The 26,640-nt window shown below is 50.9% G+C and carries 29 protein-coding genes; 10 read left to right on the top strand and 19 right to left on the bottom strand.

The window, feature by feature from the left end; all coding sequences use genetic code 11:
- The first annotated feature begins 93 nt into the window (after positions 1-93).
- From ACJHXA_RS02760 to sodC, 3 genes are all read left to right on the top strand, one after another.
- Positions 94-333 (top strand): DUF1289 domain-containing protein, encoded by a 240-nt coding sequence (locus ACJHXA_RS02760; protein ID WP_000840481.1) that lies wholly within the window; start codon positions 94-96, stop codon positions 331-333.
- A 48-nt stretch (positions 334-381) separates the two neighbouring features.
- A complete protein-coding gene (locus ACJHXA_RS02755) occupies positions 382-1,278 on the top strand; it encodes an aldo/keto reductase family oxidoreductase (protein ID WP_000250661.1) in 897 nt (298 codons plus the stop codon).
- An 80-nt stretch (positions 1,279-1,358) separates the two neighbouring features.
- Positions 1,359-1,880 (top strand): superoxide dismutase [Cu-Zn] SodC, encoded by a 522-nt coding sequence (gene sodC / locus ACJHXA_RS02750; RefSeq protein WP_001296937.1) that lies wholly within the window; start codon positions 1,359-1,361, stop codon positions 1,878-1,880.
- On the opposite strand, the gene ACJHXA_RS02745 is transcribed toward sodC, so the two are convergent.
- The 3 genes from ACJHXA_RS02745 to ACJHXA_RS02735 are packed head-to-tail and all read right to left on the bottom strand — an operon-like array spanning position 1,881 to position 4,989.
- Positions 1,881-3,893: an FUSC family protein gene (locus ACJHXA_RS02745; RefSeq protein WP_000994280.1), complete on the bottom strand. Its 2,013-nt coding sequence runs from the start codon at positions 3,891-3,893 to the stop codon at positions 1,881-1,883.
- The gene (locus ACJHXA_RS02740) at positions 3,893-4,750 is read right to left on the bottom strand and encodes an HlyD family secretion protein (RefSeq protein WP_001296942.1); all 858 of its coding nucleotides are present in this window, start codon (positions 4,748-4,750) and stop codon (positions 3,893-3,895) included. Before ACJHXA_RS02740 ends, ACJHXA_RS02745 begins: the two co-directional genes overlap by 1 nt.
- Before the next feature lie 2 nt (positions 4,751-4,752).
- Positions 4,753-4,989 carry a DUF1656 domain-containing protein gene (locus ACJHXA_RS02735; RefSeq protein ID WP_000670998.1) on the bottom strand — a complete coding sequence of 79 codons (237 nt, stop codon included), beginning with the start codon at positions 4,987-4,989 and terminating at the stop codon, positions 4,753-4,755.
- A gap of 200 nt (positions 4,990-5,189) precedes the next feature.
- Between ACJHXA_RS02735 and slyA the strand changes: the two genes are divergently transcribed.
- Positions 5,190-5,624: a transcriptional regulator SlyA gene (gene slyA / locus ACJHXA_RS02730; RefSeq protein WP_001296943.1), complete on the top strand. Its 435-nt coding sequence runs from the start codon at positions 5,190-5,192 to the stop codon at positions 5,622-5,624.
- Between the two features lie 46 nt (positions 5,625-5,670).
- On the opposite strand, the gene slyB is transcribed toward slyA, so the two are convergent.
- Positions 5,671-6,138, bottom strand: a complete 468-nt coding sequence (gene slyB, locus ACJHXA_RS02725) for an outer membrane lipoprotein SlyB (protein ID WP_000597196.1) — start codon at positions 6,136-6,138, stop codon at positions 5,671-5,673.
- Positions 6,139-6,411: 273 nt separating this feature from the next.
- Here slyB and anmK point away from each other — a divergent pair, with 273 nt between their 5' ends.
- From anmK to pdxY, 5 genes are all read left to right on the top strand, one after another.
- Positions 6,412-7,521, top strand: coding sequence for an anhydro-N-acetylmuramic acid kinase (gene anmK / locus ACJHXA_RS02720; protein WP_000835094.1), 1,110 nt, complete (start codon positions 6,412-6,414; stop codon positions 7,519-7,521).
- Between the two features lie 97 nt (positions 7,522-7,618).
- The gene (mliC, locus tag ACJHXA_RS02715; RefSeq protein ID WP_000061968.1) at positions 7,619-7,948 is read left to right on the top strand and encodes a C-type lysozyme inhibitor; all 330 of its coding nucleotides are present in this window, start codon (positions 7,619-7,621) and stop codon (positions 7,946-7,948) included.
- A 58-nt stretch (positions 7,949-8,006) separates the two neighbouring features.
- A complete protein-coding gene (pdxH, locus tag ACJHXA_RS02710) occupies positions 8,007-8,663 on the top strand; it encodes a pyridoxamine 5'-phosphate oxidase (RefSeq protein ID WP_001282313.1) in 657 nt (218 codons plus the stop codon).
- Between the two features lie 128 nt (positions 8,664-8,791).
- Entirely contained in the window at positions 8,792-10,066 is a 1,275-nt protein-coding gene (gene tyrS, locus ACJHXA_RS02705; protein ID WP_001295400.1) for a tyrosine--tRNA ligase, read from the top strand.
- Between the two features lie 58 nt (positions 10,067-10,124).
- The gene (gene pdxY / locus ACJHXA_RS02700) at positions 10,125-10,988 is read left to right on the top strand and encodes a pyridoxal kinase (protein ID WP_001307229.1); all 864 of its coding nucleotides are present in this window, start codon (positions 10,125-10,127) and stop codon (positions 10,986-10,988) included.
- A 43-nt stretch (positions 10,989-11,031) separates the two neighbouring features.
- On the opposite strand, the gene gstA is transcribed toward pdxY, so the two are convergent.
- The 12 genes from gstA to blr all read right to left on the bottom strand — a co-directional run bounded on the left by gstA (position 11,032) and on the right by blr (position 21,367).
- Positions 11,032-11,637 carry a glutathione transferase GstA gene (gstA, locus tag ACJHXA_RS02695; RefSeq protein WP_000765762.1) on the bottom strand — a complete coding sequence of 202 codons (606 nt, stop codon included), beginning with the start codon at positions 11,635-11,637 and terminating at the stop codon, positions 11,032-11,034.
- Between the two features lie 105 nt (positions 11,638-11,742).
- Positions 11,743-13,245, bottom strand: a complete 1,503-nt coding sequence (dtpA, locus tag ACJHXA_RS02690) for a dipeptide/tripeptide permease DtpA (RefSeq protein ID WP_000100931.1) — start codon at positions 13,243-13,245, stop codon at positions 11,743-11,745.
- A gap of 610 nt (positions 13,246-13,855) precedes the next feature.
- Positions 13,856-14,491, bottom strand: coding sequence for an endonuclease III (gene nth, locus ACJHXA_RS02685; RefSeq protein ID WP_001030339.1), 636 nt, complete (start codon positions 14,489-14,491; stop codon positions 13,856-13,858).
- Positions 14,491-15,186 (bottom strand): electron transport complex subunit RsxE, encoded by a 696-nt coding sequence (gene rsxE / locus ACJHXA_RS02680; RefSeq protein WP_001289664.1) that lies wholly within the window; start codon positions 15,184-15,186, stop codon positions 14,491-14,493. The genes nth and rsxE overlap by 1 nt, the downstream gene beginning before the upstream one ends.
- A gap of 3 nt (positions 15,187-15,189) precedes the next feature.
- Positions 15,190-15,810: an electron transport complex subunit RsxG gene (gene rsxG, locus ACJHXA_RS02675; protein WP_000920778.1), complete on the bottom strand. Its 621-nt coding sequence runs from the start codon at positions 15,808-15,810 to the stop codon at positions 15,190-15,192.
- 3 nt (positions 15,811-15,813) lie between these two features.
- Positions 15,814-16,872, bottom strand: a complete 1,059-nt coding sequence (gene rsxD / locus ACJHXA_RS02670) for an electron transport complex subunit RsxD (protein ID WP_000231922.1) — start codon at positions 16,870-16,872, stop codon at positions 15,814-15,816.
- Positions 16,873-18,999, bottom strand: a complete 2,127-nt coding sequence (gene rsxC, locus ACJHXA_RS02665; RefSeq protein WP_000915770.1) for an electron transport complex subunit RsxC — start codon at positions 18,997-18,999, stop codon at positions 16,873-16,875.
- Entirely contained in the window at positions 18,992-19,570 is a 579-nt protein-coding gene (gene rsxB, locus ACJHXA_RS02660; protein WP_000991809.1) for an electron transport complex subunit RsxB, read from the bottom strand. The genes rsxC and rsxB overlap by 8 nt, the downstream gene beginning before the upstream one ends.
- Positions 19,570-20,151, bottom strand: coding sequence for an electron transport complex subunit RsxA (gene rsxA, locus ACJHXA_RS02655; RefSeq protein ID WP_000133193.1), 582 nt, complete (start codon positions 20,149-20,151; stop codon positions 19,570-19,572). Before rsxA ends, rsxB begins: the two co-directional genes overlap by 1 nt.
- 76 nt (positions 20,152-20,227) lie before the next feature.
- The gene (locus ACJHXA_RS02650; RefSeq protein ID WP_000214176.1) at positions 20,228-20,668 is read right to left on the bottom strand and encodes a DUF2569 domain-containing protein; all 441 of its coding nucleotides are present in this window, start codon (positions 20,666-20,668) and stop codon (positions 20,228-20,230) included.
- 85 nt (positions 20,669-20,753) lie between these two features.
- Positions 20,754-20,969 (bottom strand): transcription modulator YdgT, encoded by a 216-nt coding sequence (gene ydgT, locus ACJHXA_RS02645; RefSeq protein WP_000217950.1) that lies wholly within the window; start codon positions 20,967-20,969, stop codon positions 20,754-20,756.
- Between the two features lie 272 nt (positions 20,970-21,241).
- Positions 21,242-21,367 (bottom strand): division septum protein Blr, encoded by a 126-nt coding sequence (blr, locus tag ACJHXA_RS02640; protein ID WP_001300888.1) that lies wholly within the window; start codon positions 21,365-21,367, stop codon positions 21,242-21,244.
- Between the two features lie 242 nt (positions 21,368-21,609).
- Here blr and ACJHXA_RS02635 point away from each other — a divergent pair, with 242 nt between their 5' ends.
- Positions 21,610-22,650, top strand: a complete 1,041-nt coding sequence (locus ACJHXA_RS02635) for an oxidoreductase (protein WP_001282516.1) — start codon at positions 21,610-21,612, stop codon at positions 22,648-22,650.
- A 34-nt stretch (positions 22,651-22,684) separates the two neighbouring features.
- On the opposite strand, the gene add is transcribed toward ACJHXA_RS02635, so the two are convergent.
- The 3 genes from add to malX form a co-directional block, all read right to left on the bottom strand.
- Positions 22,685-23,686 (bottom strand): adenosine deaminase, encoded by a 1,002-nt coding sequence (add, locus tag ACJHXA_RS02630; RefSeq protein ID WP_000567490.1) that lies wholly within the window; start codon positions 23,684-23,686, stop codon positions 22,685-22,687.
- Positions 23,687-23,789: 103 nt separating this feature from the next.
- Complete coding sequence (gene malY, locus ACJHXA_RS02625) at positions 23,790-24,962, bottom strand: bifunctional maltose regulon transcriptional repressor/cystathionine beta-lyase MalY (protein WP_000459406.1); 1,173 nt, start codon at positions 24,960-24,962, stop codon at positions 23,790-23,792.
- A 9-nt stretch (positions 24,963-24,971) separates the two neighbouring features.
- On the bottom strand, positions 24,972-26,564 hold the full coding sequence (gene malX, locus ACJHXA_RS02620; protein ID WP_283512251.1) for a PTS maltose transporter subunit IICB: 1,593 nt from the start codon (positions 26,562-26,564) through the stop codon (positions 24,972-24,974).
- Positions 26,565-26,640: the final 76 nt, after the last annotated feature.

The following is a 26,640-nucleotide window of genomic DNA, read 5'->3' as shown; positions in this document are numbered from 1 at the left end:
TGTAGTAGACCAGTCGGTCTAGTGCAAGCAAAGTTGCTACTTTGGACATTAACAGCTTCAATAATGGTAATAATCTTATCTGAGGAGGGCGAAGTGGCGGAGCAATTAGAGTTCTTTCCCGTCCAGAGCCCGTGCCGGGGAATTTGCCAGTCTGACGAACGCGGGTTTTGTCGCGGCTGTTTTCGTAGTCGGGATGAGCGTTTTAACTGGAATAAAATGAGCGATGGCGAAAAACAAGAGGTGCTGCGCCTTTGTCGGCAGCGATTAATGCGCAAATTACGCGCAAATAAGCCAGCGTCATCAGACGAACCGGAGCAACCATCACTCTTTTGAACCTAATCTTGCGTATACTCCTCTCATATCTGATAAGAGGAAGCGATTATGGTTCAGCGTATTACTATTGCGCCGCAAGGCCCGGAGTTTTCCCGTTTTGTGATGGGCTACTGGCGATTGATGGACTGGAATATGTCCGCCCGCCAGCTGGTCAGTTTTATTGAAGAGCATCTGGATCTCGGCGTGACCACCGTGGACCATGCTGATATTTATGGTGGCTATCAGTGCGAAGCGGCGTTTGGCGAGGCACTGAAACTGGCACCTCACCTGCGTGAACGGATGGAAATCGTCAGTAAATGCGGTATCGCGACGACCGCGCGTGAAGAAAACGTCATTGGTCATTACATCACTGACCGCGATCACATCATTAAGAGCGCCGAACAGTCGCTAATTAATCTCGCGACCGATCATCTGGATCTGCTGTTAATCCACCGACCAGACCCGTTAATGGATGCCGATGAAGTGGCGGACGCGTTCAAACATCTGCATCAGAGCGGCAAAGTGCGTCATTTTGGCGTATCGAACTTTACGCCTGCGCAATTTGCCCTGTTGCAATCACGTCTGCCGTTTACCCTTGCCACTAATCAGGTGGAAATATCCCCGGTGCATCAGCCGTTACTGCTGGATGGCACGCTCGACCAACTACAACAACTGCGTGTTCGTCCGATGGCGTGGTCCTGCCTTGGTGGTGGTCGTCTGTTTAATGATGATTATTTCCAGCAGCTGCGTGATGAACTGGCTGTGGTGGCAGAGGAGTTAAACGCGGGCTCGATTGAACAGGTGGTTTACGCCTGGGTATTACGTTTACCATCGCAGCCGCTGCCAATTATCGGTTCAGGTAAAATTGAGCGCGTACGGGCAGCTGTCGAAGCAGAAACACTGAAAATGACCCGTCAACAATGGTTTCGTATCCGTAAAGCGGCACTGGGGTACGACGTACCGTAAGCACTTTTAGGAATAGCCGCCGTTCAAAAATGTGTCACTGGTTTACACTTATTCAGGAATGCACAATGAACGGAGGTCCTATGAAACGTTTTAGTCTGGCTATTCTGGCGCTGGTTGTTGCAACCGGCGCACAAGCTGCCAGTGAAAAAGTCGAGATGAACCTCGTCACGTCGCAAGGGGTAGGGCAGTCAATTGGTAGCGTCACCATTACTGAAACCGATAAAGGTCTGGAGTTTTCGCCCGATCTGAAAGCATTACCCCCCGGTGAACATGGCTTCCATATTCATGCCAAAGGAAGCTGCCAGCCAGCCACCAAAGATGGCAAAGCCAGCGCCGCGGAATCCGCAGGCGGGCATCTTGATCCACAAAATACCGGTAAACATGAAGGGCCAGAAGGTGCCGGGCATTTAGGCGATCTGCCTGCACTGGTCGTCAATAATGACGGCAAAGCTACCGATGCCGTCATCGCGCCTCGTCTGAAATCACTGGATGAAATCAAAGACAAAGCGCTGATGGTCCACGTTGGCGGCGATAATATGTCCGATCAACCTAAACCGCTGGGCGGTGGCGGTGAACGCTATGCCTGTGGTGTAATTAAGTAATTACGAGGCCAGCGTACCTTGCGGTGGTGCTTGCTCAAGTTGCGAAAGCGAGCAGTACAGCCGCCAGACAATTGCCGCCAGCTCACGGGCGGCAGGTTGATGATGACGGGCAAGGCTGTCGCAAATCCGCTGTAATTCTTCAAGTGTGGCCGCCAGTGATTTTTGCTGAACGCCACGCTCACTCATCACTCCCCGCAACAGTGAAATACAGTTATCCCGTACTCGCGATAACGGATCGGAACGCGATTCCCAGTCGCGCAATTGCCAGACAACATGAGAACAGTTCAGCAGCACTACACCCCAGCGTAATAACCAACGGCGAGCCAGCGCATCCTGGCTGTTACTCAACTGACTGACGTGATGATAAGTGAGCGATTCAAATTCGCTTTCACTCAGTGTTGGATGGCGGCTTAGCTGATCGACAAAATCCCGGCGCAGCGCGCGAATATGGCGGCGGCTTTTACGAGCATCCGATCCTGGACGCAGAATGGCGAACGCTAGCCAAGCCAGCGCAACGCCAACGATTTTTGCCAGATTATCGTTAAGAAAATCAGCAAAATCATACACCGGGGGATTAGTGACAGCGATAAACGAACCCATAAAAACAATCAGTTGCCCCCACAGTGCGGCAAATTTGGGCATCTGCAATTTAAGAAGCTGCATTGTCGCCAGCAGTGGAAAGAGAAACAGTAAAAATTGCCACAGATCGCTAATCTGGACCATCAGGCCAAATTTGACCACAAAGCTGAATAGCGAAAGTAACACCAGCGTGCGCATCAGCAGTGACAACGACTTAAACGGTGCTGCGACGGCGGAGTAGAGTACGCAGCTAATTGCTGCCAGCGTTAATGCATTGGCACCGGCATCCCATTGCGATGCAATACTCCATGCGCCAATCATCATCAACGTACAAAATGTACGCAGCCCGCTCCACATAGCTTCGGCGTTGTCGGTATGACGAGCCAGAGCGGATGTCCGTGCGAGTCTGGCATGATCATCTACACCGCTTTGCAGACGATGTAATTCCTGACTACTTTGCAGATAAAGGCGGCAAAAATAACGTAGTCGCTGCCAGAAGGCGACGTGCCGGTAGTCGGCGACGTTGGTCGGGCGTAGCGGGGCGATAATACGTGCGACGGTGTAAGCATCTGTTTGCGAACTGGCGAGCGCCGTCAGCAATTGTTCGAGAATTTCTCGCGTGGCACCTGGCGGTGAGGGCCAGTTGAGCAACATACGTCGCAGGCTGGAGATGACACTGGTCATACGTAATTGCTGGTGGAGTAGCGCATTAAGGCGCGCGTTTTGCTGGCGAAAACGATAGTGGCTCCAGAAAGCCTGGATACGCAGCAAATTCATGGTCAGTATCTGCCCAATCACCCCCTCATGTGCTGCACGAATGGCATCGTTTGTTTCAGGCTGCCAGAGTAAACTGGCATGTTCCAGTAATCGGGCGTGCATGTTTTTCAATGCGGTTAAAAGGGCTGTAGCATCGGAACTGCTAGGCAGGATCATCATCATCATTCCGCCGCACAAAATACCGACTATCACCTCGCAAACGCGCGCCTGAGCGATATCCCACAGCTGGCTGGCCTCAGTAATATTAACCATCGGAAAGGCGATGATGGCAGCCGTGTAGCCCGCCAGTTGAAATGCATACGCGACGTTATTCGTGAAGTGCGCACAGGCCCAGGTACAAAAGCCAAGCCACGCCGACATGCTCAATAGAAAAAACCACGGCTCATTGAGCGTATGCCCGGCAAGAAGCAGTGCCGCAATGGCTCCCAGTAAACTGCCAGCGATGCGTCCGAGGCTTTTGCTGATGACACCGCCAACGGTGGGAAAGCTAACCACTGCAGCCGAGGTCATCGCCCAATAGGGTTCATCCAGATTCAAATAATAGGCAACCGTCAGCGCCAGACACATGGCAATGGTATTGCGTAACGCATAACGCCATTGCGCCAGCGTGGCCTTGAACCAGGGCAAATTGCGCAAGGACCATGACGATGCGTTCATTATTGACCTACGGCAATGCTACAGGTGGTGCCCGACACCAGCGTGACATCGCCTGGAACTTTATCCAGCGCAAAGCGGACGGGAACGCGTTGGGCGAGACGAACCCAGGGGACGTTAGGTTTCACATCCGGAATAAGGCTTGAGTCACTTTCAACGCTTTGATCATAAATCGCCCGACCGATACTGGAAACGTGACCCCGTAACGTTTTGTTATCACTATAGAGGGTAATTTGTGCTGGTGCACCTTCGCGGATATGGCGCAACTTGGTTTCTTCAAAATAACCAATGACGTAAAACGAGTGGCTGTCGACAAGGGCAAACAGCGGTTTCCCGGTGTCAGCGTAATCGCCGATGCGGGTAGTGAGGTTAGTCACCCAACCACTCACCGGGGCGCGAATTTCCGTTTGCGCCAGTTGCCATTGTGTCTGTTTCAGCGTGGCCTGTGCGGCATTAACACTGGCCTGCATCGCTTTAACATTGAGGTTAGCGGTATCGAGTTCTTCGGCAGAAATAAAATTTTGTGAGAGATGACGACGACGATTCGCTTCGTTATTGGCTTTTGCGAGGTCAGATTGCGCTTTCGCCAGCTGAGCCTGTGCGTTCAGCTCGGCGATCTGAAAGGGCGTTTTATCGATCGTGAGCAGAAGATCCCCCGCGTTAACCAGTTGGTTGTCTTTTATATTCAGCTCAACAATACGTCCCGACACCTGTGGGGTGATAGAAACCTTTTCTGCGCGTATTTTCCCGTCGCGTGTCCACGGAGATTGCATGTAATAATTCCACAGCCACCATCCGGCAAGAACCGCAACTATCGCTACAATGATTGTTGAGAAATACTTAATTGTTTTAATTGACATAGTTACCACGCAATCAGTATTGCCAGAGCAAGGCAAACGCAAATCGCAAACAGCGATAAATCCATTAACAAGGGATGCCAGATGTCACCGGCGTAGATCCAGCCACGAAGCAGGCGGTGTACGACAAGCCAGATGACGAATCCAAACGCGAAGGCTTTGAAAAACGGAGGAAAATAGACGGACGCACCGAACACCAGATCTTGTAAGGGCAATCCTGTTGCATTGAGCATAAACTTCACAAAGTAGATTCCTTTACGACCGAATATATTGCGTTAGATTAATAAATATTCTTTAAGTGCGAAAAATTTACGCGCAATTTCTGAAAAATATGTCTGACGGTAACCAAATGCAGCAATACATTTGTTTTAGCAATACAATTGCTGCACACTATTCTAAAAGCCGCATAATATCTTAGCAAGCTAATTATAAGGAGATGAAATTGGAATCGCCACTAGGTTCTGATCTGGCACGGTTGGTGCGCATATGGCGTGCTCTGATAGACCATCGCCTGAAACCGCTGGAGTTAACACAAACCCATTGGGTTACGTTACACAATATCCATCAGTTACCTCCAGACCAGTCGCAAATTCAACTGGCAAAAGCGATTGGCATCGAGCAGCCATCACTGGTCCGTACTCTGGACCAACTGGAAGAAAAAGGGTTAATTTCGCGTCAAACTTGTGCCAGCGATCGTCGGGCTAAACGTATTAAACTGACGGAAAAGGCAGAGCCACTGATCAGCGAAATGGAAGCTGTTATTAACAAAACCCGCGCGGAAATATTACATGGCATCTCCGCAGAGGAACTGGAGCAACTGATTACGCTCATCGCAAAACTTGAGCATAATATCATTGAGTTACAGGCCAAAGGGTGAAATGAAGGGGGCGTGTGGTCAGTAACCTGACCACACGCAAACTTATTTAGCGCGGAGAAACGGTCACCTGACTGCCATTGCTGGCCAGTACGACACGTTGGCCCGGAGAGAAACGAGTGTTGCCTTGTTTCTGTACCACCATGATGGTATTACCATCGTCTTTACGAATTTCCAGCTCGACACCCTGCGTTTTGTTCATTGCACTCTGTACGCCCTGACCAGCTACGCCACCTGCAACAGCGCCTGCTGCAGTAGCCAGAGAACGCCCGGTTCCGCCACCAACAGTATTCCCCAGGAAACCACCAAGAACAGCACCGCCAATTGCACCGATAACGTTGGAATCATCACCGCCCTGAATCTGTACCGGACGTACGTTAACGATGGTGCCATAGCTGACATTCTGTACTTGTTTCGCTTCAGAAGCGGTATAAACATCCCCTGACAGGGTGTCGTTATTAACACAACCGACAAGAGACAGACCTACCATTGAAACAACCAATACGCGTTTAATCATTGAAAAATCTCCTGTTCACCATGAAACGCCACGCAAGCATCCCTCATGGTCAAAGTATATGGCATATGTGAATCCATGGTTACATGTTCTACCAAATATGAGCAAATCATAATGAAAGTAGGATCAACCAATTATAAACAAAACATTCATGATGATTATTGATTTGAAGATAATGTTTTACTACCAACGGTAAAAATCGGTCATTCCGCATGGTATTCACGAAAAGTTTATGTTTGAGTGGTGCGCAAACGTCAGATTGAAAAAGGATGAACTATGAAATCGGGCCGCTTTATTGGCGTTATGTCAGGCACCAGCCTTGATGGTGTTGATGTTGTGTTGGCGACAATAGATGAACACCGGGTCGCACAGCTGGCAAGCTTGAGCTGGCCGATCCCGGTGTCTCTGAAACAGGCTGTACTGGATATTTGCCAGGGCCAGCAGCTTACACTTTCGCAGTTTGGACAGCTTGATACTCAACTCGGGCGACTTTTTGCTGATGCGGTCAATGCCTTGCTTAAGGAACAAAACCTGCAGGCGAGAGATATAGTTGCGATCGGCTGTCACGGTCAAACCGTCTGGCATGAACCGACGGGCGTGGCACCACACACTTTACAGATTGGCGATAACAATCAAATTGTGGCACGCACCGGAATTACGGTTGTCGGTGATTTTCGCCGTCGCGATATTGCCTTGGGAGGACAAGGCGCACCGCTGGTACCTGCGTTCCATCATGCCTTGCTGGCTCACTCAACCGAGCGACGAATGGTGCTCAATATTGGCGGCATCGCCAATCTGTCACTGCTCATTCCTGGGCAGCCGGTTGGCGGCTACGATACCGGTCCTGGTAACATGCTGATGGATGCCTGGATCTGGCGTCAGGCCGGTAAACCTTACGATAAAGATGCCGAGTGGGCACGGGCGGGTAAAGTTATTCTCCCACTGCTGCAAAATATGCTCAGCGACCCATATTTCTCGCAACCTGCACCGAAAAGCACCGGACGCGAATACTTTAACTACGGCTGGCTGGAGCGCCATTTACGCCATTTTCCGGGTGTTGATCCCCGTGATGTTCAGGCCACACTGGCAGAACTCACCGCCGTGACCATTTCTGAACAAGTTTTGTTGAGCGGTGGCTGCGAACGATTGATGGTATGTGGTGGAGGTAGTCGTAATCCGCTACTCATGGCGCGTCTGGCGGCATTACTGCCAGGCACAGAAGTCACCACCACCGATGCCGTTGGCATTAGTGGCGATGACATGGAAGCATTGGCTTTCGCCTGGCTTGCCTGGCGGACGCTGGCGGGATTACCAGGAAATCTGCCTTCCGTCACTGGCGCAAGCCAGGAGACGGTACTGGGGGCTATTTTCCCTGCTAACCCGTGATATCAGAGTTAACTGAATTTTTCTTACCGCGTCTGCCGTTACACTTGGAACGTTAGGGAGGGCGTATTGCCCTCCAGACCAGGAAAGTCTTCGGGAAATGTCTATGAAAAAACTGTTACTGATCTGTTTGCCGGTGCTTCTCACCGGCTGTAGCGCGTTCAATCAACTGGTTGAGCACATGCAAACCGCTACGCTGGAATACCAGTGTGATGAAAAACCGTTGACGGTCAAACTGAATAATCCGCGCCAGGAAGTCAGTTTTGTTTACGATAATCAACTACTGCATCTCAAACAGGGCATTTCAGCGTCTGGTGCACGTTACACTGACGGAATCTATGTTTTCTGGTCGAAAGGCGATGAAGCGACTGTCTATAAACGCGACCGCATCGTATTGAATAACTGTCAGTTACAAAATCCACAGCGTTGAGATTTTTCCAGGGGCGGCGCACAATAGCGTCACCCACTGACAATCCGTAAAGAAAACCATGTCTGATAACGACGAATTGCAGCAAATCGCGCATCTGCGCCGTGAATACACCAAAGGCGGGTTACGCCGTCGCGATCTTCCCGCCGATCCATTAACCCTTTTTGAACGTTGGCTCTCTCAGGCGTGTGAAGCCAAACTGGCAGACCCTACCGCGATGGTGGTCGCTACCGTGGATGAACATGCTCAGCCTTATCAACGCATCGTTTTACTCAAACATTACGACGAAAAAGGCATGGTGTTTTACACCAACCTCGGTAGCCGTAAAGCACATCAAATTGAAAATAATCCGCGCGTTAGCCTGCTGTTCCCGTGGCATACCCTTGAACGCCAGGTGATGGTGATCGGTAAAGCAGAACGACTTTCGACTCTCGAAGTGATGAAATATTTTCATAGCCGCCCGCGTGATAGCCAGATTGGTGCATGGGTTTCGAAGCAGTCCAGTCGCATTTCTGCCCGCGGTATCCTTGAAAGTAAATTCCTGGAGCTGAAGCAGAAGTTTCAACAGGGCGAAGTGCCATTGCCGAGCTTTTGGGGCGGTTTTCGCGTCAGCCTTGAACAGATTGAGTTCTGGCAGGGCGGTGAGCATCGCCTGCATGACCGCTTTTTGTACCAGCGAGAAAATGATGCGTGGAAGATTGATCGTCTTGCACCCTGAAAAGATGCAAAAATCTTGCTTTAATCGCTGGTACTCCTGATTCTGGCACTTTATTCTATGTCTCTTTCGCATCTGGCGAAAAGTCGTGTACCGGCAAAGGTGCAGTCGTTATATACATGGAGATTTTGATGGCAAGCAGTAACTTGATTAAACAATTGCAAGAGCGGGGGCTGGTAGCCCAGGTGACGGACGAGGAAGCGTTAGCAGAGCGACTGGCGCAAGGCCCGATCGCGCTCTATTGCGGCTTCGATCCTACCGCTGACAGCTTGCATTTGGGGCATCTTGTTCCATTGTTATGCCTGAAACGCTTCCAGCAGGCGGGCCACAAGCCGGTTGCGCTGGTAGGCGGCGCGACGGGTCTGATTGGCGACCCGAGCTTCAAAGCTGCCGAGCGTAAGCTGAACACCGAAGAAACTGTTCAGGAGTGGGTGGACAAAATCCGTAAGCAGGTTGCCCCGTTCCTCGATTTCGACTGTGGAGAAAACTCTGCTATCGCGGCGAACAACTATGACTGGTTCGGCAATATGAATGTGCTGACCTTCCTGCGCGATATTGGCAAACACTTCTCCGTTAACCAGATGATCAACAAAGAAGCGGTTAAGCAGCGTCTCAACCGTGAAGATCAGGGGATTTCGTTCACTGAGTTTTCCTACAACCTGTTGCAGGGTTATGACTTCGCCTGTCTGAACAAACAGTACGGTGTGGTGCTGCAAATTGGTGGTTCTGACCAGTGGGGTAACATCACTTCTGGTATCGACCTGACCCGTCGTCTGCATCAGAATCAGGTGTTTGGCCTGACCGTTCCGCTGATCACTAAAGCAGATGGCACCAAATTTGGTAAAACTGAAGGCGGCGCAGTCTGGTTGGATCCGAAGAAAACCAGCCCGTACAAATTCTACCAGTTCTGGATCAACACTGCGGATGCCGACGTTTACCGCTTCCTGAAGTTCTTCACCTTTATGAGCATTGAAGAGATCAACGCCCTGGAAGAAGAAGATAAAAACAGCGGTAAAGCACCGCGCGCCCAGTATGTACTGGCGGAGCAGGTGACTCGTCTGGTTCACGGTGAAGAAGGTTTACAGGCGGCAAAACGTATTACCGAATGCCTGTTCAGCGGTTCTTTGAGTGCGCTGAGTGAAGCGGACTTCGAACAGCTGGCGCAGGACGGCGTACCGATGGTTGAGATGGAAAAGGGCGCAGACCTGATGCAGGCACTGGTCGATTCTGAACTGCAACCTTCCCGTGGTCAGGCACGTAAAACTATCGCCTCCAATGCCATCACCATTAACGGTGAAAAACAGTCCGATCCTGAATACTTCTTTAAAGAAGAAGATCGTCTGTTTGGTCGTTTTACCTTACTGCGTCGCGGTAAAAAGAATTACTGTCTGATTTGCTGGAAATAATGCATTAAGTGGAAAGGGGGAGTGAGAAATCACTCCCCCTGGTTTTTATACAGGGAACATGATGAAAAATATTCTCGCTATCCAGTCTCACGTTGTTTATGGTCATGCGGGTAACAGTGCGGCAGAGTTTCCGATGCGCCGTCTGGGCGCGAACGTCTGGCCACTGAACACCGTTCAATTTTCTAATCACACCCAATACGGCAAATGGACTGGCTGCGTGATGCCGCCCAGCCATTTAACCGAAATTGTGCAAGGCATTGCCGCCATTGATAAATTACACACCTGTGATGCCGTGTTAAGTGGCTATCTGGGATCGGCGGAGCAGGGTGAACATATCCTCGGTATCGTCCGTCAGGTGAAAGCCGCGAATCCGCAGGCGAAATATTTTTGCGATCCGGTAATGGGTCATCCGGAAAAAGGCTGTATCGTTGCACCGGGTGTCGCAGAGTTTCATGTGCGGCACGGTTTGCCTGCCAGCGATATCATTGCGCCGAATCTGGTTGAGCTGGAAATACTCTGTGAGCATGCGGTAAATAACGTCGAAGAAGCGGTTCTGGCAGCGCGCGAACTCATTGCGCAAGGGCCACAAATTGTGTTGGTTAAACACCTGGCGCGAGCTGGCTACAGCCGTGACCGTTTTGAAATGCTGCTGGTCACCGCCGATGAAGCCTGGCATATCAGCCGTCCGCTGGTGGATTTTGGTATGCGCCAGCCGGTAGGTGTTGGTGATGTGACGAGCGGTTTACTGCTGGTGAAACTGCTTCAGGGGGCAACGCTGCAGGAGGCGCTGGAACATGTGACCGCTGCAGTCTACGAAATCATGGTGACCACCAAAGCAATGCAGGAATATGAGCTGCAAGTGGTGGCTGCTCAGGATCGTATTGCCAAACCAGAACATTACTTCAGCGCAACAAAGCTCTGAAATATCTCATTTCGGCCCACAACGACCTGTGGGCCGATGGATATTACTTTAAGCCTTCCGCTGACAGCGCGTCTTGTACTTCCGGACGTTCAGCCATACGTTGCATAAATGCTGCAATGTGCTCTAACCCTTCCAGATTCAGTTTCACCGCGTATGCCCAGCGCAGAACCGTAAACAGATAGGCATCAGCAATTGTAAATCTTTGCCCGCAGATCCAGTGCTCATCCTTCAGTGCCTCGTTCACATATTGCAGCTTCTTCTCCAGCTGCGCGCGAACTGTCGGTTTGTACTCTTCCGGTGTATCAGGGCGAAACAGAGGTGTGAAACCTTTATGCAGCTCGGTGGCGATGTAATTCAGCCATTCGATGGTTTTATAGCGGGAAATACTGTTTACCGGTGCCAGCAACTGGCGGTCGGGGACGCTGTCGGCAAGATACTGCATAATCGCTACGCCTTCCGTCAGCAAAGTACCGTCATCCAGCAGCAATGCAGGCACCTGCCCCTTAGGGTTAACGACAAAGTAATCGTCACCGTTTTCGAGACGTTTTTTCATTAAATCCACACTGACGAGGGTAAAATCCTTTCCGCTCTCACGCAGGGTGATATGGGAAGCGAGAGAGCAGGCACCCGGTTTGTAGAACAATTTCATCGGTAACTCCTTTTGTCTGTGGTTTAAAGTATGGTAGTGCGTTGCTGAACAAAAAAAAAGCCGCTAACGAAAAGTTAGCGGCTTGTAAAAGAGTTTCCCTGAATTTTACGCTACAGCAGCTTTCGCCGCTTTGTCTGCAGCGTCATCCTGCGTCATACGGTGCAGTTTAGGCGCGGTCAGCAGCATCAGTACTGCAATAATGGCAGTAGCGACACCAATCTGCAAGAATACGCGACCATAAACTTCCAGTGACATCAGCGGGTCGGTAACGTTATCCGGCACAGCCATCATACCCGCAACATAACCACCAATCAGGTTTGCACCGGCAGTGGTCAGGAACCAGCTACCCATAATGAAGCCCATCAGACGCTGCGGAACGAGTTGTGCAACCATTGCCAGACCCAGACCAGAGATCATCAGTTCCCCGATGCTCTGCAGGCCATAGCTTGCGACCAGCCAGCTTACAGACACGATACCAGCGTCAGACGCGAATTTCGCACCCAGCGGCAGAATCAGGAACGCACCAGAACACATCACCATGCCGATTGCAAACTTGGTTGGCATCGGCAGGGTATCGCCCATCTTGTTATAGATAGCGGCCAGAATCGGACTACCGATGATGATCCAGAACGGGTTCAGTGCCTGATACTGCTCAGGTTCTACGGCCAGACCCAGAATGGAGTGCTCAACGTTACGAATCGCAAAGAAGTTCAGTGACGTTGGCATCTGGCTGTACAGCACGAAGAAGATAATGGCTTCGAGCATCAGGATGAAGGCAACGATCATTTTACGACGCGCAGCACCTTTCATCGCGAAGGCTTCTTTACCGAAGATAACCACGATACCGAAGGCAACAACGCCCAGCGCCATACGCGCAACTTCCTGATTGTGCAGCAGCCAGGTGGCGATAGCGATCAGTGCCACAACACCAATAATGGTCAGCAGCAGGTTACGGTAGTTGATAGGCTCGAAGTCTGGTTTTGAACCGTACTGTTTAACCCAGCGTTGGCAGAAGGCGAAGTTAACGATAGTGATCAGCAGGCCTACAACGCTCAACGCAAACGCAACACTCCAGCCGTATTTCGCGGCCAGCCACGGCGTAGCAATCATAGAGAAGAAAGAGCCGATGTTGACGGACATGTAGTACATGGTGAATGCACCGTCCAGACGCGGGTCGTTTTTCTCATAGCATGTAGAAAGCAGAGAAGACGGGTTAGCTTTAAACAGGCCGTTACCGACCGCAATAGCCGCCATACCCATATAAACGATACCGGCGTCGTGACCAGACCAGGCAACCAGAGCATAACCAATCGCCAGCACAATAGCGCCGAGCATAATTACGCGTTTAGTACCCAGTACCTTGTCACCTAACCAGCCGCCGATAGCGACCAGACCATAAACCAGGGCACTAAAGGAAGAGAAAAGGGTGATTGAATCCGCTTCAGACATACCCAGTTGTTTAACCAGGTAAACAGCCATAATTCCTTGTAGGCCGTAATAACCAAAACGTTCCCATAACTCAATCGAGAAGATGAGATAGAACGCCTTCGGTTGTTTGAAAGCGTTCAAACTGACGCTTTCAGTTGGTTTTTGGTTTGCAGTGGACACTTTTACCTCTTTTTTTACATCCCATATTAACGGGGGTGCTTTCTCGCGTTATGTCTAAAAAACATACGCGCAATTGTTATAGTGGGAGGGGAAACGGCAGGTAATGTTCACTATCTTGCACTTTCAGACAAGTCCTTTGTAATAATCTGTTACATATAACTGAGGCGGGGAATTCAACCATTCCGGGAAATGTTATCCAGCGTTAAATTTTTCAAAAAACGTAACGGCAGATTTTTTCACTGCACTGAGAGGGGGGTGATGGCTTAACGGCGATATGTTCTGCTATTTAGCGTTTTTACTAGTGAGATAGTCCAGTTTCTGAAAAATAGCCAGTGTAATGTTTTGTAGGTCAATATTTGTTGCGTGTGTAAATTTAAATGATTTTAACCTGATTCTTGCAATGTTTTTACATTGCGACAGCATCGTGATCTTGATCACGAATGAATAGAAAATTTCGCTATTAAAAAAACAATTAACCTGCATTTTTGGTTATCCGCAAACGGATTACCTGATGATAACGCTAAGCAATGGCATCATTCACGTTAAAAAGATGTTTTAAAAGAGGATAAAGAAAGGTTATCAATGGGGTAATCGGTGTTACCCCTTTTCTTCAGATGTCAACTTTCTCTTTGTATTCACAAAGATCTTCAATAATACAAGAGCCACAGCGGGGCTTGCGGGCAATGCAGGTATAACGCCCGTGCAGGATCAACCAATGGTGGCAGTCGACTTTAAACTCTGCCGGAACCACTTTCAGTAGCTTTTCTTCTACCTGTTCGACGTTTTTCCCCGGCGCAAATTGAGTACGATTACAAACGCGGAAAATGTGCGTGTCGACAGCAATAGTCGGCCAGCCGAATGCAGTGTTTAATACGACGTTGGCTGTTTTACGACCTACGCCGGGCAGGGCTTCAAGCGCAGCACGATCTTCCGGAACCTCGCCATTATGCTGCTCCAGCAAGATACGGCAGGTTTTGATGATATTTTCTGCTTTGCTGTTATAAAGCCCAATCGTTTTGATATAGGTTTTCACCCCTTCAACGCCCAGTTCAAGCATCGCTGCAGGCGTATTCGCCACCGGGTAGAGTTTCGCCGTCGCCTTATTAACACTGACATCGGTCGCCTGAGCGGAAAGCAGTACGGCAATCAGCAATTCAAAAGGCGAACTGAAATTAAGCTCGGTGGTGGGATGAGGATTGTTCTCACGCAGGCGAGTGAGGATCTCCAGGCGTTTTGCTTTGTTCATCAGACATTCCCTGTTTCACCGTTTGGCAATGCACGTTCGGCAGTTGCTTCAGCACGGCGCTTTTTCATTCTTTCATCAATCAGGTATTTTCCTGCCAGCATCAGTCCCAGGCCAATAAATGCACCTGGAGGCAGCATCGCCAGCAGGAAAGGGGAGTCGGTGTGGAAAATTTCCACGCGTAATACTTTTGCCCAGCTACCTAACAGCGCATCTGCACCGTCAAACAATGTGCCATTGCCGATAATTTCGCGTAGTGAACCCAGCACGAACATGGCGCAGGTTGCGCCCATACCAATTGAAAAGCCGTCCAGTGCCGAAAGCGCCGGACCTTTTTTGGAGGCGAAGGCTTCAGCGCGGCCCACAACGATACAGTTAGTGACAATCAGCGGAATAAAAATCCCTAATGATTGATACAGGCCAAAGGCGTAGGCGTTGATCAGCATCTGTACAGCGCTGACCACCGAGGCGATGATCATCACGTAAATGGGAATGCGGATCTCGGCTGGCGTCCAGTGACGCAGCGTCGAAATGGTCAGGTTGGTCAGCGTCAGTACCAGCGTAGTCGCAAGTCCTAAACCCAGAGCGTTAGTGGCAGTGGACGTGACCGCCAACAGAGGACAAAGGCCGAGCAACTGGACCAGCGCAGAGTTGTTTTTCCACAACCCCTGAACAATAACGTCTTTAATTTCGCTCACGCTTTATTCTCCACAGGCAGGAAGTTGAGAAAGTTGTGCCGGTAACGTCTGAGCGTACAATCCGGCGCGTTTTACCGCATTAACCACCGCGCGGGGAGTAATCGTCGCGCCGGTGAACTGGTCGAAATCACCACCATCTTTCTTCACCGCCCAGTGCGCATCATCCGCACCACTGATTTTTTTACCCGCAAAATGGGTGATCCAGTCAGAAAGGCGCAGTTCGATTTTATCGCCAAGCCCTGGCGTTTCGTGGTGCTCTGTCACGCGCGTGCCAAGTACCGTGCCGTTAAAATCGGCTCCCACCAGCAGCTGAATCGCACCGGAATAGCCATCTGGCGCGGTTGCTTCCAGAACGGCGGCTACCGGTTTGTCATCCTGTTTGGCGATGTAAACCCGATGCTCACCTTTACCTAACTCTGGCGCAGTTACCAGATAGCAACTCTGTGCCAGCGCATTGTTATAGCGTTCGGCTGGCAGCACCTGATCAAATAATGCCTCTTGTTGCAGACTGGCCTGTTCAGCAATCGTCGTTTTGGTCATCTGGTTGATGGCCGCAGTTAACCCTGTTGAACCCGCTGCAAATAGCGCTAACGTAATGCCGTGTTTTCGGATAGTTTTCAGCATGGTTTACCCTTTGCGATGGCCGTAGACGCGCGGACGCGTGTAGTAATCGATCAGAGGAACCGTGATGTTCGCCAGCAGGACGGCAAAAGCCACGCCGTCAGGATAGCCGCCGAAACTGCGGATCAACCAGACTAATAAGCCCGCCAGCGCGCCGAAAATAAGACGACCACGATTGGTCGTAGAAGCGGTAACCGGGTCAGTCAAAATAAAGAATGCGCCGAGCATGGTCGCACCAGACAGCAGATGAATTTGCGGTGCTGCCAGTGTTTCTGGTGAGAACAACCAGCCCAACGTTGCGCATAACGCCAGCGTTACTAAGAAGCTGAGGGGAATATGCCAGCGAATCGCTTTCTGCCATAGCAACCACAGGCCGCCAGCCAGCCAGGCGAGATTTACCCATTGCCAACCAGCGCCCGCCAGAATACCGCTGTAGATCGGATATTGCATAATCTGTTCAACCGAATGACCGGCACGGACAGAGGTTTTAAATGTATCCAGCGGTGTCGCCTGACTAATGCCATCAATACCTAAGCGTAGTGTGTTCATATCACCACCACTGGCGGTATGTCCGCTGAAAATAACCTGTATGGCGTCGATAAAACCAGGGATGTTGACCGCAATTTCATGTGGCGGTAACCAGCTGGTCATCTGCACCGGGAAGGAGATCAGTAAGACCACATAACCAATCATTGCCGGATTAAACGGGTTTTGCCCCAGACCGCCATACAACTGTTTAGCGATGATCACCGCAAACACCGTACCCAGCACGACCATCCACCATGGCGCGAGGGGGGGAATACTTACCGCCAGCAATAAGCCTGTCAGCAATGCTGAGTTATCTTTCAACGTTGCGGCTACCGACTGCTTGCGTAGTTTGAGTACGAGAGCTTCGGCTAACAGAGCACTAACCGATGCCAACAGGATCTGAACGAGAGTACCCCAACCAAAAAACCACAGTTGCGCTGCGATTCCTGGCACGGCTGCGAGCAACACCAACAGCATAATGCGCGATGTCTGGCGCTGGTTATGGGTATAAGGGGAGCTAGCTATTCTGAATACCATTTAGTCCTCGTTTACAACCTTCTGCTGGGCGGCTTTTTTGGCCTGAGCGCGGGCAATAGCCGCGGCAACTGCCGCTTTGCGCGGATCAACCTGTTCTTCTGGTTCTGCGTTAGTCTGTTGCTGTTCCAGCTTGCGCGCTTTGGCACGGGCAATAGCGGCTTCGACGGCGGCTTTGCGCGGATCAACCTGTTCTTCTGGTTCCGCATTAGCCTGTTGCTGTTCCAGTTTGCGCGCTTTGGCTCGGGCAATAGCGGCTTCGACGGCGGCTTTGCGCGGATCAACCTGTTCTTCTGGTTCCGCATTAGACTGTTGCTGTTCCAGCTTGCGCGCTTTGGCACGGGCAATAGCGGCTTCGACGGCGGCTTTGCGCGGATCGACCTGTTCTTCTGGTTCCGCATTAGCCTGTTGCTGTTCCAGCTTGCGCGCTTTGGCGCGGGCGATAGCTGCTTCAACGGCAGTTTTACGTGGATCAGCAACGGTTGCTGCGTCGTTAGTTTGCTGCAGTTCTGCCTGTTTCGCTCTGGCTTGCGCTTTACGGGCTTCCCGTGCTGCAATAATTGCACTGTTATCCGGGCGTTCGCCCGCTTTAATCACAATAGGCTGTGTAGCCTGGGCCTGTTTCTCTTTCACCCGCGCCAGAGCGGCAGCAATCGCATCTTTATCTTTGGCTGCAGGTTGAACGGCTGCGCTCTTATGTCGTTCAAGGCGAGCCGCTTTTTCGCGCTCCAGACGAGCCTGGCGCGCTTCGAAACGCGCTTTGGCTTCTGCGGCGCGCTTTTCTTCCTGACGAATAGCCGCAATTTCAGCTTTTTCCTGACGGAAATATTGCACCAGGGGAATATTGCTCGGGCAAACCCACGCGCAAGCCCCACATTCAATGCAATCAGCAATGTTATGCGTGGTAGCTTTATCGTGTTGCTGACCTTTGCTGAACCAGTACAACTGTTGCGGCAAAAGATCCGCAGGGCAGGCGTCAGCACAGGCGCTACACCGGATGCAGCTTTGTTCTTCCTGTGGTTCGCCAAGTTCATTGGCAGAGGGAGCCAACAGACAGTTGGTAATCTTTACGACCGGGACATCCAGCCATGGCAAGGTAAAGCCCATTAGCGGGCCACCCATAATCACCATTTGATCGGCAGAGGGGCAGAATCCGGCATCATTCAATAAATGACGCACTGGCGTCCCCAGCCGTGCCCAGACGTTGCCCGGGCGAGCGATTGCTTCGCCAGTCAGGGTTACAACACGCTCGGTAATCGGCTCGCCATCAATAACGGCACGTTTCACTGCATAAGCAGTGCCGACGTTTTGCATTAATACGCCGATATCGGATGAACGCCCGCCATGTGGAACCTGCTTCCCGGTCAGAATGTAGGTTAATTGTTTAGCACCGCCAGAAGGATATTTGGTTGGAATCACCCGCAGAGAAATATCGTTAGAGTCCGCCAGCACCGCGCGCAGCATGGAAATCGCCTGCGGTTTGTTATCTTCAATGCCGATAAGAATTTCGCGTGGCTGCAGAATATGCGCAAGAATGCGAATACCCTCTACGACCTGAGCCGCGCAATCCTGCATCAAACGGTCATCGGCGGTAATGTACGGCTCGCACTCAGCCGCGTTGATAATCAACGTTTCAATCTTATCTCCGCCACCCTGCAATTTAACGCCTGTCGGGAATCCTGCACCGCCCAGCCCGGCTACACCAAACTGATGTATGCGCTCGATTAACTCTTCGCGACTGCGAGTGCGATAATCGGCCCAGCCGTCGCGCGGGATCCAGCAGTCTTCACCATCGGCATCAATAATCACGCTTAATTCAGCTAAAGCTGAAGGATGAGCCGTAGAGTGGGGCGCAATAGCCGTAACGGTACCCGAGGTGGGCGCGTGAACAGGCAGCATTTTGCCGCGACCACGGGTAAGCGGCTGGCCGCGCAATACTTTATCGCCGACGCTAACGCACAACTCACCTTCAGCGCCAATATGCTGTTTCAGTGGAATAACAAAACGCTGCGCCAGTGGTACCTGGCGCAGGGGTGTACCGTTGGACTGGGTTTTCATCTCCGGTGGATGGATGCCGCCGTTGAAATCCCAGATTTTATTTTTTCTGAATGCAGAGAATAACTTAAGCATGGTGTTCCACGGGAATGATACGCACGGGAATGGTGTTCAGATCCCATTTCCAGGAGTCAGGTGTTTCTGCGACCGGTTGCAACGAGATGCAGTGCGTCGGGCACGGATCAACACATAAATTGCAGCCCGTACAGAGATCACTCATTACCGTATGCATGGCACGGGTAGCGCCAACGATGGCGTCTACCGGACAAGCCTGAATACATTTAGTGCAGCCAATACAGTTATTTTCATCAATAACCGCCACCATCCGCGCAGGCGTTAGCTCTTGCGCTTCGCCATCCAGCGGCTGCGGCTCGACATTAAGCAACTCGGCAATTTTTAGCATCACAGCTTCGCCACCTGGGGCGCAACGGTTGATTTTTTCACCGTTACAGCTGATGGCTTCCGCGTAGGGGCGACAGCCGGGATAACCGCACTGACCACACTGGCTCTGCGGTAAGATTTCGTCAATTTTCTCAACGACCGGATCGTCTTCCACCGCAAAACGGCGGGAGGCATAACCCAGAATGGCGCCAAACGCCAGGCCCAGCAGGCTCACGGCGGCAACGGCAATCCAGATAGCATTCATTACAACTTCACCAAACCACTAAAGCCCATAAAGGCCAGAGACATAAGACCTGCGGTAATTAACGCAATGGCATTACCGCGAAAAGGTGCCGGGACATCAGCCACAGCAAGGCGTTCGCGGATGGCGGCGAAGAGCACCATCACCAGCGAGAAACCGACAGCGGCGGAAAAACCGTACAGCGCCGACTGCAAGAAATTGTGCCCGAGATTGATATTCAGCAACGCCACGCCGAGCACTGCACAGTTGGTGGTGATAAGCGGCAAAAAAATCCCCAGCAGACGGTAAAGCACCGGGCTGGTTTTGCGCACCACCATCTCGGTGAACTGCACGACCACAGCAATCACCAGAATAAATGCCAGGGTGCGCAGGTAAATCAGATTAAGTGGGATCAAAATCCACGTATCGATAAGCCAGGCGCAAATAGACGCCAGCGTCATCACAAACGTTGTTGCCAGCCCCATGCCCATCGCGGTTTCCAGTTTTTTGGAAACCCCCATAAACGGACAGAGACCGAGAAACTTGACCAGTACAAAGTTATTGACCAGTACAGTTCCGACAAACAGTAACAGGTAGTCAGTCATTTTTCGGCCTGAAATAAAAAAGCCGCCTATTATCCGTTAATCCAGAGCAGGCGACAACAGGTTAACTGTAAGGTTATTACGGATTCACAAACGTCGCTTTTACCCGCGACGAGCGTTTGAAATAGGGGACGATCAATGCGGTTGCCAACAAAGTAAACAGCAACTGGCGAACGGCTATGCCATCTTCCACGGGTGAAAAAGCGAATGCTTTTACTGCCAGCAATACGGAAATAAGCAGCCAGATAATATAGTGTTTAGGAACACAACGCCGACGTTTAAAGAAAGCGATGGTCAACCACAGTGTGTAATACCACATGGCGATAGCGGTAATAAAAGAAACGCCCCATAAGATTTGTGTCGTCAGTGCTTGTCCGCCGAGCGTTTGAAATGTTTGCGGAGAAGATAACGCAGCGGTATACAGCAACAACGCCAGCGTCGTACTCAACAGAGCGACTAAAAGCCAGGCCAACGGGCCAAGCAACCAGCCTCCAATACGTTGTGGCGTTGTGGTGGTCATAGGTTCTCCAGAATAGCGACGCAAACAGGCAAATCTAATTTTAGGGGCGTTATTATAAGGCTTTTATAACCGATCGCTACTTTCTTTATTGGACATAGTGCCAGACGGACTTCGGTACCTGGCCGAGGTCAAACAAACGCCCGCCAGAAACCAGCTCTGCGCGACGGTGATCGGCAGCACGATACATATTGATCAGTTCCTGATCGTCCGTCAGGGTGTAATTAAGATGGTCGTAGAGTTTTTCCAGACTTTCGAGTGAACTGATTTTGCGAAATTTTAATAAGTAGTCCTGAACAGTCATAAAAGGTCCATAAAATAATTAATACCAAAGGGGTAGGTATTATTAGTGATGATAAAATTTCACCAAAAGTGAACGCTTGTGTTATTACAATAATAAGAATGCGCTGATGGCAAATATTCAGGGATGAAAAACTGCTCTGAAAAGAGTAACGCGCTTTACTATCCCTGACAATCACCAACAACATCGAACAAGATAATAAATTCCTGGTTTAATATCCGACAAGTGAAAACATGCACCCGGACGGGCAGCATGTCGCTCCACAAGTGCAGAGCTTACTTGTGTTGTACCGAAGCACTCTGTTCAGGTGGCTGATAGTTGTCAATGTGACTCGCCACGCCAAGAAGAATGACTGAAACGACAAGAACGATCCAACCTGTTAATTCAATAAGACGATTCATTACAGCCCACATCTCTCTTGATTGATCCATTAACTTCAGGGGGTAAATGTTACTTAGCAATAATAGCTCCAGCAAGATTTTTACTGAGGTTTTTGCGATATTTAGCTTTTGTCGTTGGAAAATTCGCTATTTTTTTGACTTAAGTTAAACAACATCCCTTATTGCTGGCAGGTTATTAAACTGTTGAGCGTGGGTAAAGGATAGTGTCAAATAGCCATCATACTTCAATGAGAGGCAATGACATGAGCGACAACATCCGTGTTGGGTTGATTGGGTATGGTTATGCGAGCAAAACCTTCCATGCGCCCCTGATTGCGGGCACGCCCGGGCTGGAACTGGCGGTAATCTCCAGCAGTGATGAAACAAAAGTAAAAGCCGACTGGCCAACGGTTACGGTTGTCTCTGAGCCGAAGCATCTGTTTAACGATCCCAACATAGACCTGATTGTCATTCCTACACCCAACGATACCCATTTCCCGTTAGCCAAAGCGGCGCTTGAGGCGGGTAAACATGTGGTCGTTGATAAACCCTTTACCGTGACACTGTCACAAGCGCGAGAGCTGGATGCGCTGGCAAAAAGCCTGGGGCGTGTGCTGTCTGTATTCCATAACCGTCGCTGGGATAGCGATTTCTTGACGCTAAAAGGTTTACTCGCGGAAGGCGTGCTGGGTGAAGTTGCTTACTTTGAGTCTCATTTTGACCGCTTCCGTCCGCAGGTGCGCGATCGTTGGCGTGAACAGGGCGGCCCAGGCAGCGGTATCTGGTACGATTTAGCACCACATCTTCTTGATCAGGCCATTACGCTTTTTGGTTTACCGGTCAGCATGACGGTAGATTTGGCACAGTTACGGCCCGGAGCGCAGTCGACCGATTATTTCCACGCCATCTTGTCCTATCCACAGCGGCGAGTCATTTTACACGGTACCATGCTGGCAGCCGCTGAGTCAGCACGGTATATCGTGCATGGATCCCGAGGCAGTTATGTGAAATATGGCCTCGATCCACAGGAAGAACGTCTGAAAAATGGCGAGCGTCTACCGCAGGAAGACTGGGGCTACGATATGCGTGATGGCGTACTTACCCGCGTGGAAGGTGAGGAACGTGTCGAAGAAACGCTGTTGACGGTGCCTGGGAATTATCCGGCTTACTATGCGGCTATTCGTGATGCGTTAAATGGCGATGGTGAAAATCCGGTTCCGGCAAGCCAGGCAATCCAGGTAATGGAGTTGATTGAGCTGGGCATCGAATCCGCCAAACATCGCGCGACTTTGTGCCTTGCATGAAAAATGGATGGTGCAATTTGCACCATCCATTTTGTTACTTCGCGGCGACTTTTTCTCGCAGTGCGCGTTTTTCCTCAGCGCTGAGGAAAGCCATTTCCAGACCATTAATCTGTGCCTGGCGGATTTGCTCGCGGGATAACCCAGCAGCTGGCGCGGCAACGGTATATTCGTGAATGATATCCACTCCCTGTACGCCGGGATCGTCAGTGTTAATGCTGGCACGAATGCCATGCTCAAGGAACGTTTTCAGCGGATGTGCAGCCAGCTCTGCTACGGTGCTGGTCTGAATATTGGAGGTCAGACAGGATTCAATACCAATTTGTTGCTCGGCGAGAAAATCCATCAGCGCCCGATCTTCAATGGCTTTTACGCCATGTCCAATACGCTCCGCACCCAGTTCACGAATCGCCTGCCAGATGCTTTCCGGCCCGGCAGCTTCGCCTGCATGGACGGTAATATGCCAGCCCGCATCACGCGCGCGGTTGAAGTGAGAAAGGAACAGACTTCCCGGGAAACCAAGTTCATCACCGGCTAAATCAAGTGCGGTAATCTGGTCACGGTGGGCTAAAAAGGCCTCCAGCTCTTGCTGACAGGCGGCTTCGCCGAAGGTCCGGCTCATAATGCCGATAAGCTTCGCCTGCACACCAAAGGTGCGGCAACCTTCACGTACGCCATCGATCACCGCTTCGACAACACCCGCTACAGGCAGCTGATGTGCCATTGCCATGTAGCCTGGTGAAAAACGCAGCTCGACATAGTGCAGGCCGTGACGGGCTGCATCTTCAATGTTTTCAAATGCCACGCGGCGACAGGCATCAAGAGAGGCGAGAACTTTAACGCCCCAGTCAAGTTTGGTCAGAAAGCTCACCAGATCGGGTTCGTTGGCAATGACCTGAACGTGGGGAATCAGTGTTTCCAGGGATTGTGCAGGAAGCGAGATATTATACTGGCGGCCAAGTTCAAGAATGGTCTGGGGACGAATGTTGCCATCAAGGTGGCGATGGATATCAGTTAATGGCAGGGTGGTATCAATCATGGTCGCACTCTTTTTCTGAATATAAAAGTGCGCACCATTATAAAAACAAAGCAGGGTAAAAATCCACGATTGCGCAACGATTTTTTACGTTGCGCAATTGGGGTTAGCGAACAGCGCGGATGGCGTTTATTAATCCAGCCACACCTTTTTCCAGTTTCGAACGTGGGCAGCCGGCATTGAGACGGACAAAACCACGACCTTCTTCACCATAGGTATACCCCGGCATGATCGCGACTTTTTCTTGCTCGATAAGCGCTTTTTGCAACGCGTTGTCGTCAATATTCAACGGACGTAGATCAAGCCAGGCCAGATAAGTGGATTGCGGGATCTGCCAGTTGAGTTCAGGAAACGCGGCGTTCATTTTATCTGAGATATACGTCAGGTTATCTTTCAGATAGACTCGTAAGGCATCCAGCCACGGTGCACCTTGCTGATAGGCGGCGATATGGGCAGTTAACGCCAGTACCGAAGGGGAAGAAAGCCCATCACGTCCTTTCAGTGCCGATAAATAGGCATCACGGCTGCTGCTATTTTCTATAATCCCGTAAGCACCGGTCAGCGCGGGAATATTGAAACTTTTCGAGCCCGACGTCAGCAACGCCCAGTCTCCCCGCGCCACATTACTCCAGGGAATATGCGGCTGCTCGCCCCAGACCATATCCATATGGATTTCATCGGAAATAACCCGCACACCATGACGCTCGCACAGGTCAGCCATGATCTCCAGCTCATCGCACGTCCACACTTTCCCGGTAGGATTCTGTGGGCTACACAGGAGCATAATTTTACATTCTGGTTTCGCCAACACGGCTTCCAGCTTGCCCATATCGCAAAACCAGTCGTCAGCCTGCTTCTCTAAAGCAACGGGCATTACTGTGCGCTGGTTACCTTCAATGGCCTTGTAAAATGCGTCATAGGCGGGCGTGTGGATCACCACGCCTTCACCTGTTTCAGACCACTGACGAATCAGTTCTGAAACCATATAGATGACAGAAGGGCCATACACCACCGTCTGCGTATCAATTGCGGTGTAATGCTGGGTGGAAAACCAGTGGGCAATAGCCGCGAGAAACTCATCGTTTTTCCAGCGGCTGTAGCCAAATACGCCGTGCATCAGGCGCTGATTCAGCGCCTCGATAATGCAGGGGGCAGTGGCAAAATCCATGTCTGAAATCGTGAACGGTAACAGGTCAGCAGTGCCGAAACGGTCAGCGACATAATCCCACTGTGTACACCATGTGCCATGACGATCCACGACCTTTGAAAAATCGAACATATCTTATCCTTATGCCTGGACAGTATGCATCAGACCGGCCATTTCATCTTTTACTGACTGAACTTGTGGCCCGATAACAACCTGCAGGTTATGTTGATTAAGTTGTACTACGCCAATTGCCCGATTGTCCTTCAGTGCCTGCACATTAACAAGCGACATATCTTTCACAGACAAACGCAGACGGGTAATGCAGTTATCGAGGCTGACAATATTGTCGGCACCGCCTAATGCTTCGAGGATTGCAGGAACGTTGTAACCTGATTTACCCGGCGCACCGGCAACGGCTTTTTCGATTGAGCTGGCAACTTCGCTATCGCGCCCCGGGGTTTTCAGATTGAAGCGGGTGATAGCGAAACGGAAGATGACGTAGTAAACGACAAACCAGATTGCCGCCACCACTGGCACCATGTACCACTTGGTTGACAGACCATGCAAAATACCGAACACCACGAAGTCGATGATATTGCCGTCGGTATTACCGATGGTGACGCCGAGCACAGACATGACAGTGAAGCCGAGGCCGGTTAACAGCGCGTGGATGACATACAGAACTGGCGCCACGAACAGGAACAGGAATTCCAGCGGTTCGGTCGTGCCGCCAACGACACAGGCGATCAGGCCAGAAATCAGCAGACCTTTAATTTTATGGCGATTTTCCGGGCGCGCGCAGTGATACATAGCTAACGCTGCACCTGGCAGACCGCCGAGAAACGCAGGCATTTTACCTTGCGAAAGGAAACGCGTGGCGCTTTCAGAAAAACCGTGAGTGGTCGGGCAACTCAATTGCGCCTGGAAGATGGTCAGTGCGCCGCTGACGGTTTGACCGCAGACTTCCTGCGTGCCGCCTGCGTCGGTAAAGCGAATTAATGCCACCAGAATGTGATGCAGACCAAACGGCAACAGCAGACGTTCACCGGTACCAAACAGCATCGGTCCGAAATCACCCGCGCTGTTTATCATATGGCCCAAGCCGCTAATACCCATGGCGAAAATCGGCCAGACTAATGGAATCACCAGGCCGATAAGGCCCATCACCAGCGAGGAGATAATTGGTACGAAGCGCGTACCGCCGAAGAATGCCAGCGCATCCGGCAGGCGGATATTATGGAAACGCTCATGCAGCATCCAGACGATAATACCGGCGATCACCGCACCGAGGATCCCGGTATCGATCGACTGGATCCCAAGAATGCTCTGGATGTTATTGGCTTTCAGAACCGCGGCATCCGTGGTTGGCATAATGCCTTTATTGGTCAACCAGAAGTTTACCGCGAGGTTCATTACCGCATAACCGACGAAGCCAGCGAATGCCGCTACGCCTTTATTTTCGCGTGCCAGGCCCAGCGGGATGGCGATACAGAACATGATAGGCAGGAAACTAAAAGCAAACGAGCCAATCTTACTCATCCAGGTAAAGATAGCCTGCAACACGGGGTTGCCCAGGACCGGGATCAGGGTTATGACATCATGGCTGCTAAGAGAACTACCAATGCCGAGCATAATGCCGCAGAACGACAATAATGCCACGGGTAACATGAAGGTTTTGCCTAACTGCTGGAAGAACTCCCACAGCGTGACTTTCGGTGCTGTTTTCGCCGTCATAAAACGACTCCTCGTAGAGAACAATCTGGATTCAGTAAATTGCGCGAGAAGATAAAACGTTTTATCAAATTTTAGT

The organism is Escherichia sp. WS33 (assembly GCF_046486385.1).
Lineage (GTDB): Bacteria > Pseudomonadota > Gammaproteobacteria > Enterobacterales > Enterobacteriaceae > ECMA0423.
This window is presented reverse-complemented; position numbering and strand designations above follow the sequence as displayed.